Here is a 13135-nt window from a genome sequence, read left to right as displayed (position 1 = left end):
GATGCGCTACCTGTCCCGCAAACTCGGGTTCTACCTGGTCGCCCTCTGGGCGGCGCTGACCCTCAACTTCCTCATCCCCCGCATGATGCCCGGCGACCCCGTCGAGATCATGCTGGCCAAGCTGGGGCAGAAGGGGCCGGTCACGCCGGAGTCCCGGGAGGCGATCGAGGCGATGCTGGGCACCGACTCGAGCCGGCCGCTGTGGGCCCAGTACGGCGACTACCTCGCGGGACTGGCCAACGGGGACCTGGGCGTCTCCCTGGTCTTCTTCCCGGCCCCGGTCAGCTCGATCATCGGGCAGACCCTGCCCTGGACGATCGGGCTGATCGGGCTGGCCACGATCATCTCCTTCCTGACCGGCGTGGGCATGGGCACCCTCGCCGGCTGGAAGCGGGGCTCGTGGATGGACAACCTGATCCCGGTCACCACGATGTTCCAGTCCGTGCCCTACTTCTGGCTGGCCCTGATCCTGCTCTTCCTGCTCGGCAGCGTCTGGCCGGTCTTCCCGCTCAACGGCGGCTACGACGTCTACAACGTCACCCCCGGCTGGAACGGGCCGTTCCTCGCCTCGGTCGTCTACTACGGCACCCTGCCGGCGCTCACCATCATCCTGTCGTCCATCGGCGGGTGGATGCTCGGCATGCGCAACATGATGGTCTCCACCCTGTCCGACGACTACATGGTCACGGCGGAGGCCAAGGGCCTGCGCTCCCGGCGGATCATGATGCGGTACGCGGCCCGCAACGCCGTCCTTCCGTCCATCTCCGGGTTCGCCATCTCGCTCGGCTTCGTGGTCGCCGGATCGATCATCACCGAGGCGGTGTTCTCCTACCCGGGCATCGGGTCGGCGCTGCTCCAGGCGGTCGGCGGCAACGACTACGCCCTCATGCAGGGCATCCTCCTGATCATCACGCTGTCGGTACTGGGCGCCAACCTGCTGGTCGACCTCCTGTACTCGGTCATCGACCCGCGCATCCGGGCCCGGGGCTGAGGAAGGGAACGCCATGGCCACCGCCGACACCGTCACCGTGAACCTCGCCGTCCCACGCCGCCGCCCCAGCCTGCCGCCGATGACCGGCAAACTGGCGTCCGGCCTGATCATCGCCGGGCTCATCACCCTGTTCGGGCTGATCGGGCCGCTGCTCGTCCAGGACCCGGCCAAGATCGACGACATCGGCCTCACCCCACCCAGCGCCGACCACCTGCTCGGCACCACCCAGACCGGCCAGGACGTGCTCGCCCAGCTCGCCTACGCCACCCGCGGCTCGCTGATCGTCGGCGCCGTCGTCGGGCTGCTCACCCTGATCCTGTCCGGCTTCTTCGGCATCGTCGGGGCGTATGCGGGCGGCTGGCTCGACGAGGCGTTCTCCCTGTTCACCAACGTCGTCCTGGTCATCCCCGGGCTGCCCGTGGTGATCGTCATCTCGGCCTACGTCGCCGAACGCAGCCTCCTGCTCGTCGCGATCGTCCTGGCGATCACCAGCTGGGCCGGGTCCGCGCGGGTGCTGCGCGGCTCCACCCTCAGCCTGCGCAGCCGTGACTACGTGCTGGCCAGCCGGGTCGCCGGGGAAAGACGATGGCGGATCCTGCTGGTCGAGATCCTGCCCAACCTCATCCCGCTGCTCGCCTCCCAGGTGGTCTTCGCGGTCATCTTCGCCATCCTCGGCGAGGCCGGCCTCTCCTACCTCGGCCTGGGCGCCACCGAGTCCTTCACGTGGGGCACCATGCTGTACTACGCGCAGAACGGGCTCGCCCTGCGGCTCGGCGCATGGTGGTGGTTCGTGCCCCCGGGGCTGATGCTCGCCCTCTTCGGCGCGGCCCTGTCCCTGATCAACTTCTCGATCGACGAGATCATCAACCCCAAGCTGCGCAACCAGACCCGGGGCGCCCGCCGCGGCTGGCGGATGTCGCGCGAGCAGATCCGTAGGGCCAAGGAGTCGACGCTGTGAGCGAACCGGTCCTGACCATCGAGAACCTCAGCGTCGACTACCTGGTCGACCCGGTCGTGCACGCCGTCCGGGACGTGTCGCTGACCCTGCGGCGCGGCGAGGTGCTCGGCCTCGCGGGGGAGAGCGGCTGCGGCAAGAGCACCCTCGCCTACGCGATCGTGCGCCTGCTCAAACCACCCGCCATGATCACGTCGGGGCGGGCGGTCTTCCACGCCCGCGACGGCGGCGACATCGACTGGGGTGATCTCAGCCCGGAGGACCTGCGGGCCGCCCGCTGGGACAAGATCTCCATGGTGTTCCAGGGCGCCATGAACTCCCTCAACCCGGTCATCTCGATCCGCGACCAGTTCGAGGACATCTTCACCACCCACCGGCCCGCCATGTCCCGCCGCGACCGCCGCCTGCGCTGCGGCGACCTGCTCGAATCCGTCGGCGTGGACCGGGGGCGGCTCACCTCGTACCCCCATGAGCTGTCCGGCGGCATGCGGCAGCGCGTCATGATCGCGATGGCGATGGCCCTGGAACCACAGATCATGATCATGGACGAGCCGACCACCGCCCTCGACGTCGTCGTTCAACGCGAGATCCTCCGCGAACTCACCCGGCTGCGCGACGAACACGGCTTCGCCGTCGTCTTCATCACCCACGACCTGCCGCTGCTGCTGGAGATCAGCGACCGGATCGCGGTCATGCGCGACGGGGCGATAGCCGAACTCGGCGACGCCTACCAGCTCTACACCGAACCCCGCCACGACTACACGAAACAGCTGCTCGCGTCGTTCCCCAGCCTCACGGGCGACCGCGGCTCCTTCATCCGTCTCGCTCCGGAGGGGATGTCATGACCACCCTCGAAGTGCGGGGGCTGAGCAAGGACTATCGCCTACGGCACGGCATGCGTACGCGTACGCTGCGCGCCGTCGACGACGTCAGCTTCACCCTCGACCACGGGCGCACCGTGGCACTGGTCGGGCAGAGCGGCAGCGGCAAGTCCACCATCGCCCGCCTGCTGCTACAGCTCGAACAGCCCACCTCCGGGCACATCCTGCTCGACGGCGAACCGGTGGCCCGCCGTGGCTCCGCACTCGCGCGCTATCGGCGTACCGTGCAGATGGTTTTTCAAGATCCGTTCGCGTCGCTGAACCCGTTCCACGACGTGGAGCACCATCTCACCCGGCCGGTGCGGCTGCACCAGCGCGGCCTCAGTGACGCCGAAGTCCACCAGCGGGTGCTGCGCCTGCTCGAACGGGTCCGCCTCACACCGGCCGCCGACTTCGCCCGCCGCCGCCCGCACGAACTCTCCGGCGGCCAGCGGCAGCGCGTCGCCATCGCCCGCGCCCTCGCACCGTCACCCGGCGTCCTGATCGCCGACGAACCCGTCTCCATGCTCGACGTGTCGATCCGGCTCGGCGTGCTCAACCTGCTCGCCACCCTGCAACGGGAGGAGGACCTGGGCGTCCTCTACATCACCCACGACCTGGCCACCGCGCGCCACTTCTCCGACGAGATCCTCGTCCTCTACCAGGGCCGGGTCGTCGAACACGGACCGGCCGACGAGGTCATCCTCAACCCGCGGCACGAGTACACGCGTACGCTCGCCGACGCCGCGCCCAACCCGGAACGCCGTCTCGGGGAACTACGCCGCTGAGGCGGCGTGCCGGTCCGCGACCTGCCGCGCCCAGCGACGGGCGCGTTCGATCTCGCCGTCGACCAGCGGGCCGGTCATCCCGCCGACCCGGAAGTCCTCCGCCGGCATGACCGGCTGCCCGCCCAGGCTGTGCAGCCGGCGCAGCGCCTTGCGAGCGGCCGAGCCGGTCGGGAACCGGGTGTCCATCCGCGTGTCGAAAGCCGCCACCGGCAGGCCGGCCAGCGGGGGAGTGGCGTCCAGATACTCCCGGATGCCGGTCTCCCGCGCCCCGGCCCGGATTTCGCCGTGCTTGACCGCGTCCGCCCTGGTCGACGGCCGGCTCAACCCGAACGCGTGGGTCGGCGCGCCGACCACCAGCAGATCCACGCCCGTGACCGACGGCCGCTCGTGCACGTCGGCGAGCGTCACCTCGAACGGCCCGGCGAGCCCCTCAGCGACCGCCTGCGCCACCGCGGCCGTGTTGCCGAACATGGATTCGTAGACGACGAGCGCTCGCATGGCCGATCCCTCCCGGCGGTGGGTCCATTTTCGCCAGTAGACGCCCGGCGCGGCGCCTCCGGCCAGGGCCGGACGGCCCTACCCGGAACGGCCGCTGGCAGGATGGCCGACATGGATGCCGATCTCACCGAAGTCCGCCAAGCCATCGACGCGATCGACGCCGAGGTGGTGCGGCGGCTCGCCGCGCGCGAGCAGCTGGTCCGGCGTGCCGCTGCGCTGAAGACCGACGAGCAGGCGGTTCGGGCGCCGGCCCGGGTCGAGGAGGTCATCGCCAGGGTGCGCGGCCTGGCCGTGGCGGCCGGCGGCTCCCCGGAGGTCGTTGAGCGGGTCTACCGGGCGATGATCAGCGCCTTCATCGACCTGGAGCTGGCCGAGCGCCGGGATCTCGCCGACGACTAGCGGCGGGGCGTGGAGTCTGCCGGCCGCCCGCGCACCCGGCGCACGTGGCACCGCGGGGCGTCGAGGGTGTCCGTCCCGCGGTGCCACCGGGCTACCTGGCGATGAGGAGAAGTACTGCCCGGGCGCGCAGTTGGTACGCGGTGGAGGCGCCGCCGATGAGGGCCTCCGCGCCCGGGCCGGCCACCTGGTTGGGCCCTTCGGCCCAGGTGGAGGTATCGGTGACCCGGTACCACTGCTTGCCGGCGGGTGGTGCGGGCAGGGTGAAACTGACGTCGCCGGACCAGCCGTTGTAGGCGACGTAGATGCCCGGCGCGGAGTCACCGAACTCGCTGCCGTCGATGCGCCAGGCCAGTGCGTGGTTGTTCGCATTCCCCCAGTACGCGGCGTCCGGAGTGGTGCCGGCCGGCGTGAACCAGTCCAACTGGCCGAGTCCGTTCCCGTTGGTGTCGGTGGCGGTGTAGAAGTTCACCGGCCGCAGGGCGGGATGTGCCTTGCGGAACGCGAGCAGGCGGCTGGTGAAGGTGGCGAAGTTCGTCTGGTCGGTGCCGGGCGCCCAGGTGAGCCAGTTGGCGCTGGAGTCGAGGTTGTACGGGTTGTTGTTGCAGTTGATGCCGCGCAGATACTCGTCGCCGCCGGTCATCATCGGCGTGCCGCCCGACAGCAGGAGTAGCGCTTGACCGTTGCGTGCCGCCTTTCGCTGGTCGGCAGCCGCTCCGCCCTGATCCCAGGAGATGTTGTCGTCGGAACCGCCGTCCGACGGCCCGTACGGCCAGGGTTGGTTGTTGTTCTTCGCCGCACAGGAGTACAGGTCTTTGAGGGTGAACCCGTCGTGGGCGACCATGAAGTTGACCGAGTTCCATGGTCGGCGGCCGTCGTCGCCGTAGAGATCGGAAGATCCGGCAAAGCGATTGGCGAGCTCGCCCGGGGTGACCGCGTCGACACCCAGCTTGTTCTGGTCGCGGCGCACGGTGTCGCGGTAGATGCCGTTCCACTCCGACCAGCCGGCCGGGAAGTTGCCGACCTGGTAGCTGTTGCCACCGATGGCCCACGGCTCAGCGATCCAGTCGACACCGGAACCTCCGCTCGCCGGGCGGGCGGGCATTTCGGCGACGAGGCGGTTGAGGGCCGTGCCGGCGTTGGTGCGGTTGTAGTTGAAGCATCCGTGCTGGCAGGTATTACCGAGGACGGACGCCAGGTCGAACCGGAAACCGTCGATGCCGAGCGTGTTCTTCCAGTAGGCCACCGAGTCGACGATGAGGTTCTGCGCGACCGGGTTGGCGGTGTTGTAGTTGCCGCCGACACCGGTGTTGTCCCACGGACTCTGCCGGTCGCTGGTCAGTGAGTAGTAGGTGGGGTTGTCGAGGCCGCGCCACGAGAACAGGTTGTAGGTGTTCTTGTCGCCCTGCGCCCCCTCTTCGCCGGTGTGGTTGTACACCACGTCGACGAGGACTTTGATGCCGGCGTCGTGGTACGCCTTCACCATGGCCTGGAACTCCGCGGTGGGCCCGCCGGGGGACTTGTCGTAGGCGTAGCGACGGTCGGGGGCGAAGTAGTTGAGGGTCATGTACCCCCAGTAGTTGTCACCGGAGGTGCCGGTGGCGTCGATGTCGTTCGTGTCGTTCTGGGTCTCCTGGACCGGCAGGAACTCCACCGCGGTCACACCCAGCGACGCGAGGTACGCGGCCTTGAGCCCGGCACCCCGGTAGGTGCCTCGATAGGCCGCGGCGATCGAGGAGTCGTTCCTGGTCAGGCCGCGCAGGTGCACCTCGTACACGATGTCGTCCTTGAAGGCCCTGGTGGGTTTCGTGCCGGTCACGCCGGCCGACGCGGGCAGGACGATGCCCTTGGAGGCGAACGTGCCCGTGTCGGTCGCGCGGTTGGCGCCGGAGCGGTATCCACTCGCGCCGGTCTGGCTCGGGGTGAGCGGGTCGTGGCTGATCTCCCTGGCGTACGGGTCGATCAGGAGCTTGTTGGGGTTGAACCGATTGCCGGCGGAGTCGACGTCGGAGCCGAATCCGGCCGTTGAGCCCTTCGTCCAGGCCGCGTTGTAGGTCCAGTTCGGCCCCCAGGCGCGGTAGCCGTAATAGACCGTGCCGGTGATCCCGCGGGCGGCCAGGTCGGCCACGCTGACGGTGGTGGTGAAGGTGTCGCTGTTCTCGGTCAGGACGTAGCTGGCCTTTTCCTGTGCGCCGGTTGCGGCGCTGTAGAGGTAGACCGCGATCCGGGTGGCCGACGCTGAGTAGACCCGGAACGTGATGTTGCTGCCCGTGCCGTCGTAGCGCGCTCCCAGATTCTGGGCGTCGATCGCGGCCCGGGCCGGTGGCGCGGTGACGACGCCGCCGGTCAGGGCCACGGTGGTTCCGATGAGCAGGACGAGGGCCAGGGCAAGGCGCCGGGCCGGGTCTCGTGTCGTCATCGTGGCTCCTCAGCCACGCCGTGCGCCGGTGACGGTCCGGCGGGAGGGGACGGCGGTGAGGTTCGGCCTGATGCCGACGGCATCGGGCGCGAGCGGGGATTCATTGCGGAAGACCTCCTCGTGGGGACGGGGTGGTACGAGGAAGTCGGTGAGTGGCGCCCCTCTGCCGACTGTGATCGATGCAAATCCTTGCAATGTTGCCGAGACGCTAGCATCCGATGACGGAATTGTTAACGGGCATTCAGGGCTCGGACTACAAGATGCACCGCCAAAATGTGGCCAAATGGGCGCTAAGGCTTAGGGATTTACTGCCAGGATCTGCAAGAAGTTGCCGTCACCGTCCAGCTTCACTGGACACGATCATCGCGATTCACGCTCAGCGTCGACTTGACCGCCTCTGGAGTACGGGCGACGGTGGCCGTGCCGTCGTCCGCCGTGATGATCGGCCGCTGGATCAGCACCGGATGCGCGGCCAGCGCCTCGATCCACCGCGATCGGGCCTCTTCGTCCCGGGGCAAGTCCGCCAGGCCGAGTTCCGCCGCCACCGGCTCACCCGATCGGACGATGTGCCAGGGATCAAGCCCCAGCCTGGCGAGGACGGCAGTCAGTTCGGGCACCGTCGGCGGGTCTTCGAGGTAGTACCGGACGGTGTACTGCGCCTGCTCGGCATCGAGAATCGACAGGGCGGACCGACATTTCGAGCACTCGGGGTTGATCCAGATCTCCATTCGCTCACCCTGTCACGTGCCGTCCCGTCGGACCGTTTCCCGTACGCGTGCTGTGGCTTTGCCGGAATCTTGACCTCGGCGAGTACTAAGGCACCTCTACCCGAGCCTGAGCAGCGCCGCCGAACTCGACCGGCTGCTGTCCGTCGCCGACGACGTGCTCAGCGGGCTCGCGCCGGTCACACCGCCGTGAGCGCCTCGTCGATCATCCGGTGACCCTGGGCCTCGAAATCCTCGATGCCCTTGTCGTAGGCCCAGCACGCGGTGGCGATCGCCTCCCGGAGACGGCTGCGGCGCCATCCGTCGTCCGTCCGCGGGTCGCGGCCGTACCCCTCCAGGAACGCCTGCTCCAAGCGGGGGTCGTCGCGGAAGTCCTGGGCCACCAGGCGGTTGAAATCGGTGTACGCGGGGCGCAGCGCCGCCCGGCCGAAGTCGATGACGCCGACCACGCCGTCGTGGACCAGCCAGTTGCGGGGCTGCCAGTCGCCGTGTGTCGGCACGACCGTCGCCGGAGGGACGGGCCAGCTTTCGATCAGCGTTCGTAGCCGCCGCGATCTCGGTGGGGCGATGCGGTGCGGCCCATCCAGCAGCGTCAGCGACCTGCCGTTCTCGCGCTGCTCGTAGCCCTCGTCGACGGTCGCGGTCTGGCCGTGCAACAGGGCGAGCAACTCGCCCGCCTGGCGGAACGCGGCCGGGTCGGTGGCGTGGCCGCTGTTCAGCAGCAACACGCCCGGCAGGTAGGTGGTGACCAGCAGCTTCGCCAGGGTGCTGGCGTGCAGCATGGTCGCGGCCCTCTCCCGGCTCGTCCACGGGGTCAGCCAGTTACGGTGAGCGTGGATCTCGCGGGCCATGTGATGGTCCCTGGTGCCGCCCGCCTTGACGATGAAGCGGGCGTCACCCCGTGTCATCTCCAGCACGGTGGTCTCGACGATGCCCCAGCTGTGGTCCTTCTCGACCACCACGCCCGGGATCCACCGCTGCAGGAGGTCCCGTTGTTCCGGCGCGAGCCTTGCGAGCACCCCGTCCACAGTCCGCATCCTAGGACCAGCCCGATACCCCATACCGGCCGAGGTTTGCGCGTCCGGCGTCCGGCGTCCGGCGTCCGACGTCCGACGTCCGGCAATCGGCTTCCGGCGCCCGGCGGAGGACGGTCAGCGGCGCAGGTGGGACTGGAGGACCAGGGCGGCGGCGCCGGTCGCCGAGGCGGTCGCGGCGGCCAGCGAGACGGTGACTGTCACCGAGCGGTGCCAGGTGCGGCGGTCCGCGGGCTGAACGCGGCGCATGATGGCCGGGCCGTAGACGAACGACGCCGCCGCGAAACCGGGGCCGGTGAGCACCACCAGGTCGATGTCGAGCAGGTTCACCACCGACTCGGCGGCGGCCGCGACATACCGTGCGGAATCCTCCAACAGCGCGAGGCAGCGCGGAGCGCCCGCCCGCGCGGCCCGTGCCACCGCCGCGAAATCGGCGGCCACGCTCCGCGGCGTGGTCTGGTCGAGGCCGGCCTCCGCGGCCGCCGCGGCGTCGGCGCGGGCCGCGGTCACGACGGTGTGGGGCCCGGCCAGGATCTCCAGGCACCCGCGACTGCCGCACCAGCACTCCGGACCATCGACCTGTACGCACACGTGGCCGAACTCGCCCGCCGCACCGTGCCCGCCCCGCATCGCACGACCCTCGACGACGATCCCGGCGCCGATGCCGCTGCCCATGTAGAGGGCCGCGAACGCCTGTTCCGGCCCGACCCGCGCCACCCAGTACTCACCGACGGCGGCGGCGGTCGCGTCGTTCTCCACCAGCACCGGCCAGCCGTTCTCCTCGACCAGCCGCCGCCCGAGCTCGTCGGCGTCCCATCCCCGCAGGTGCGGCGGCGCGTCCCAACCGCGTGGATGGGCGTCGTCGCTCGCGTGCGGCACCGCCCCCGGGCTCAGTGAGACCGACGGAGCTCCTGGGCCTCTGAAGTGGGAAATGTCGGGCAATCCTGGTACGCCGCCCTCGGCCGCTGGGGTGTCGGCGTCAGGCGTGCGGCGGACGTTGCCGTTGCGGGGGCCGGGCCAGACGACGCCGAGCCCGAGGCAGCGGGCCCGGGCCACGCCGGAGGCCGCCAGCAGGGTGCCGATGCCGTCGGCGAGATGGGAGAGCAGGTCGCCGGGCGGTGCGGGACGGGCGAGGCGGGAGATGACGCCGCCGGTCTGGCCGGTCAGGACGAACGTGGTGACGTCCCGGTCCAGGTGGACGCCGACGGCGAGGCGGGCGGCCGGGTCCAGGCGCAGCAGAGTGCGAGGCTTGCCGCCGGTCGGGGCGCGGCCCGTCTCCACAACCAGGCCCTCGTTGAGGAGGCGGCGCACGGTCATCGACACGGCCGCCTCGGTGAGCCCGGTGATCGCGGCCAGCTCGACGCGGCTCAGCGGCTCGGAGGCGCGGATCGCGTCGAGGATGCTCTCCCGCGCCGCGGGACGGCGCCCCCGGCCAGGCCGGCCCACCGGCGGCGTAGCGTCACCGATCGCTTCCGTTGCCGTCGAGTTCTTCTTGGCGCTCATGCGGCAGCCCTGCCTTGCGGTTGGGCGGTCCCGGACTGACCGGCGCGCGCCGAGCCGGGTCGACGCTTCACAGCCTCCCGCCCCGGTCCGCTCACCGACTCCGGGTGCTCGGCCGCGGCAGGTACTGACCGTTCGACTTCGACGGTGAACGACACGAACCATCGGCCGCACTCACGGCGGACCGTCGCCGACATGATCCGCGCGGTGCCGGCCTCCGGCCCGCGCGCCGGCTGGCGAGCGGATTCGTGCACCTTGAGCCGTCCCAGCCTCGGCAAGGTCACGTGCATCCGATCGGGATCGAGCGCGAACCGATACGCCTGCATCGCCTTCACACCGCCACCACCCCGTCCGTCTCATGACCAGTATCGGCGAGAGGTACGACACTTCTCCGCACGCACCCCACCCGCCCAGCGCTACGCACACCCGCGAGCATCAGGGAGCACTCACCCACCAGCAGCCGGCAACCCTCACGCAGTCACCACCGAGTCGCCGAACCTCTCCGTCATCGCGCCACCACCCCGCCCGCCCGCCCGGCCGTGGGGCGTGGCACGGCACGTCCGAGACACGGATTCCGTCACTCGATCATCGATCCCGCCCGCCGTCAATCGGCTTGGACATCGCAACGGCTTCATGGCCCGGCCGTGCCCGGCGTGAACTGCTGAGGCTCCGGGTCCGCCGTCGAGCGGGCGGGCGAGGAAGCCGGCGGCATGACCCACCGTCACGTCGGTTCTCCGGTCGGGGTGACGCGGATCAGCAGGACCCGGTCGGGGTAGAGGACCGGGAGCCGCAGGCCGGCCGTGCCGAGGGCGCGGCCGGTCAGCCGGAGGCCGGCGGGTGTGCACCACGGCAGGGCGGCGCCCCAGGCCGCGGCGTTGCCGTCGGGCACGTCGCCGGGTGGCTGTGGTCGCACGTGGTAGAGCCGGGCCGGGTCGAGGCCGGGCAGGGCCACGGCGCCCGGTGGGTAGGCCTCGCTGGTGGCGGTCGCGGTGACCGCGAACAGGGCGTCGGATTCGGACACCACGCCGGTCAGCGAATACGCCGGATCGGCCACGTCCCCGTGCACCAGCGTGCCGGTGTGCAGCAGCGACCGGACCTCTTTGTAGAGGGCCACCCACTCGCCCAGCCGGGCCAGCTCCCCGGGTGTCGCCCTGGTGAGGTCCCATTCGATGCCGAGATGGCCCCAGATGGCGGTGCCGGCGCGCATGTCCAGTGGCAGCTCACGGTGGGTGGTGTGCGAGCGTGGCGCGCCCACGTGCGAGCCGATCAGCTCCAGCGGCACGAGCAGGCTGGTCCACCGCTGGATCGCCACCCGTTCGTGGGCGTCGATGCAGTCGGACGCCCAGATGCGGTCGGTGCGGGCCAGGATCTCCAAGTCGACGCGGCCGCCGCCGGACGAGCACGACTCGATCTCCACGCCGGGATGCCGGGCGCGCAGCTCGTCGAGGAGCCGGTAGACGGCATGGGTCTGGTCGTGCACACCGGCGCGCCCGGACGCGGGATGGCCGGCGTCGACCAGGTCGCGGTTGTGGTCCCATTTCAGATACCCGATGTCGTGCTCGCTGAGCAGCGCGTCCAACCGGTCGCGCACGTAGCCGTACGCCGAAGGGTTGTGGAGATCGAGCACCTGCTGAGATCGCGCCGTCGGTGGCAGCCGGTCCCCGGCGGCCATGATCCAGTCGGGGTGGGCGCGGGCCAGGTCCGAGTCGGGATTGATCATCTCGGGTTCGACCCAGAGGCCGAACGCCATGCCCAGGTCACGGACCACGCCTATCAGGGGATCGAGCCCGTCCGGCCACACGTCGGGCGAGACCGTCCAGTCGCCGAGGCCGGAGGTGTCGTCGCGGCGGGACCCGAACCAGCCGTCGTCCAGCACGAACCGCTCGGCGCCGACGGTCGCGGCCGCCTTGGCCAGCTCGGTGAGCCGGCCCAGATCATGATCGAAGTAGACCGCCTCCCACGTGTTGACCACGACCGGGCGTGGCCGGGTGGGATGGCCCGGCCGGGACCGCATGTAGCTGTGAAAACGCTCCGAAACCGAGTCGAGCCCGTGCGCGCCGAAGGCCGCGAACACCCACGGGGTCGTGTAGGACCCGCCCTCGCGCAGCCCGATCTCGCCGGGAAGCAGCAGCTCACCGCCGCCGAGCGCGGAATGCCCGTGATAGTTGCGCTCCGCGACCGTGCGCGAGTTGCCGGAGAACGCGGTGTGCACACCCCAGACCCGTCCGTGCCGGTTGCCGAACCCGGCCGTGCCCGCGCAGAGCAGATAGGGCGAGTCGTAGCCGGTGCGACCGGTCCGGTTCTCCCGGACCCGCAGGCCGTGCGTGAACGCGGTCCGTTGTGGGGAGCGTTCCCGCAGGTGGTGGCCGGTGAAGTCGAGCAACTCGGTGGTCTCCGCCGGCACCGGCAGGAACAGTGTCAGATGATCGAGCCAGTAGGTGCCCGGCGCCGTGCTGGTCAGCCGCGCGCGAGCGCGCAACACCCCGGCCGGGTGCAACTCGATCTCGATCACCAACTCCAGGCCCGCGGTCTCGTCGAAACCCCTCACCCGTACGCCCAGAGCGCTCCGGTCCACGCCACGCACCGTGAACGCGCTGGACCACGCCGTGCCGTCGCGATGCCCGGCCAGACCCGGATGACCGAGCCAGCCGGCCGACTGCTCGGGCAGGATGGAGACGCGGACCGGGGTGTCGGCGGAGAACCCGATCGGCTGTGGCTCTGTGGCCAGCGCCAACTCGGCCAGTTCCTCGGGACCGAGGTCGCCCAGGGCCTCGCCCCAGTGCACGACGGCTGGCAGCGAGGGGCCGCGAAAGTCCAGCACAAGGCTCACGCCGGCGGCGCTCAGGTGCACGAAATCGGCCATCCGACCTCCGGCCTGATCATCGTTGACGGACTTCGTTCAGTTGCTTAAGAATGTGGGAGCCGCGGCGCGACGGCAACCCGATTTTCCTCACGCAGGGGGCACCACC

Annotated in this window: 12 protein-coding genes; 5 read left to right on the top strand and 7 right to left on the bottom strand. The window is 70.3% G+C overall.

The annotated features are described in order from the left end of the window. The first annotated feature begins 1 nt into the window (after position 1). Genes KZ829_RS38415 through KZ829_RS38400 form a run of 4 tightly spaced genes read left to right on the top strand, consistent with a single transcriptional unit; the run spans position 2 to position 3594 of the window. A complete protein-coding gene (locus tag KZ829_RS38415; protein ID WP_220148755.1) occupies positions 2-991 on the top strand; it encodes an ABC transporter permease in 990 nt (329 codons plus the stop codon). A 13-nt stretch (positions 992-1004) separates the two neighbouring features. After that, positions 1005-1949 carry an ABC transporter permease gene (locus tag KZ829_RS38410; RefSeq protein ID WP_220148754.1) on the top strand — a complete coding sequence of 315 codons (945 nt, stop codon included), beginning with the start codon at positions 1005-1007 and terminating at the stop codon, positions 1947-1949. Further along, complete coding sequence (locus tag KZ829_RS38405; protein ID WP_220148753.1) at positions 1946-2791, top strand: ABC transporter ATP-binding protein; 846 nt, start codon at positions 1946-1948, stop codon at positions 2789-2791. The genes KZ829_RS38410 and KZ829_RS38405 overlap by 4 nt, the downstream gene beginning before the upstream one ends. Next, complete coding sequence (locus KZ829_RS38400; RefSeq protein ID WP_220148752.1) at positions 2788-3594, top strand: ABC transporter ATP-binding protein; 807 nt, start codon at positions 2788-2790, stop codon at positions 3592-3594. The genes KZ829_RS38405 and KZ829_RS38400 overlap by 4 nt, the downstream gene beginning before the upstream one ends. Here KZ829_RS38400 and KZ829_RS38395 read toward each other — a convergent pair. After that, a complete protein-coding gene (locus tag KZ829_RS38395; protein WP_220148751.1) occupies positions 3583-4092 on the bottom strand; it encodes a flavodoxin family protein in 510 nt (169 codons plus the stop codon). The two genes, KZ829_RS38400 and KZ829_RS38395, sit on opposite strands and share 12 nt — an antisense overlap. A gap of 111 nt (positions 4093-4203) precedes the next feature. Here KZ829_RS38395 and KZ829_RS38390 point away from each other — a divergent pair, with 111 nt between their 5' ends. After that, positions 4204-4491 carry a chorismate mutase gene (locus KZ829_RS38390; RefSeq protein ID WP_220148750.1) on the top strand — a complete coding sequence of 96 codons (288 nt, stop codon included), beginning with the start codon at positions 4204-4206 and terminating at the stop codon, positions 4489-4491. A gap of 91 nt (positions 4492-4582) precedes the next feature. On the opposite strand, the gene KZ829_RS38385 is transcribed toward KZ829_RS38390, so the two are convergent. The 6 genes from KZ829_RS38385 to KZ829_RS38360 all read right to left on the bottom strand — a co-directional run bounded on the left by KZ829_RS38385 (position 4583) and on the right by KZ829_RS38360 (position 13029). After that, on the bottom strand, positions 4583-6907 hold the full coding sequence (locus KZ829_RS38385; protein WP_220148749.1) for an isoamylase: 2325 nt from the start codon (positions 6905-6907) through the stop codon (positions 4583-4585). 347 nt (positions 6908-7254) lie between these two features. Next, positions 7255-7635, bottom strand: coding sequence for an arsenate reductase family protein (locus KZ829_RS38380; RefSeq protein ID WP_220148748.1), 381 nt, complete (start codon positions 7633-7635; stop codon positions 7255-7257). A gap of 176 nt (positions 7636-7811) precedes the next feature. Further along, positions 7812-8660, bottom strand: a complete 849-nt coding sequence (locus KZ829_RS38375; RefSeq protein WP_220148747.1) for a phosphotransferase family protein — start codon at positions 8658-8660, stop codon at positions 7812-7814. A 123-nt stretch (positions 8661-8783) separates the two neighbouring features. Further along, the gene (locus KZ829_RS38370) at positions 8784-10169 is read right to left on the bottom strand and encodes an ROK family transcriptional regulator (protein ID WP_220148746.1); all 1386 of its coding nucleotides are present in this window, start codon (positions 10167-10169) and stop codon (positions 8784-8786) included. Continuing rightward, positions 10166-10501: a hypothetical protein gene (locus KZ829_RS38365; RefSeq protein ID WP_220148745.1), complete on the bottom strand. Its 336-nt coding sequence runs from the start codon at positions 10499-10501 to the stop codon at positions 10166-10168. The genes KZ829_RS38370 and KZ829_RS38365 overlap by 4 nt, the downstream gene beginning before the upstream one ends. A 386-nt stretch (positions 10502-10887) precedes the next feature. Next, on the bottom strand, positions 10888-13029 hold the full coding sequence (locus KZ829_RS38360; protein WP_220148744.1) for an alpha-galactosidase: 2142 nt from the start codon (positions 13027-13029) through the stop codon (positions 10888-10890). Positions 13030-13135: the final 106 nt, after the last annotated feature.

Source organism: Actinoplanes hulinensis (assembly GCF_019429605.1).
Classification (GTDB): domain Bacteria; phylum Actinomycetota; class Actinomycetes; order Mycobacteriales; family Micromonosporaceae; genus Actinoplanes; species Actinoplanes campanulatus.
The sequence above is the reverse complement of the archived record's forward strand: the minus strand, read 5'-3'. Positions and strand labels throughout refer to the sequence as shown.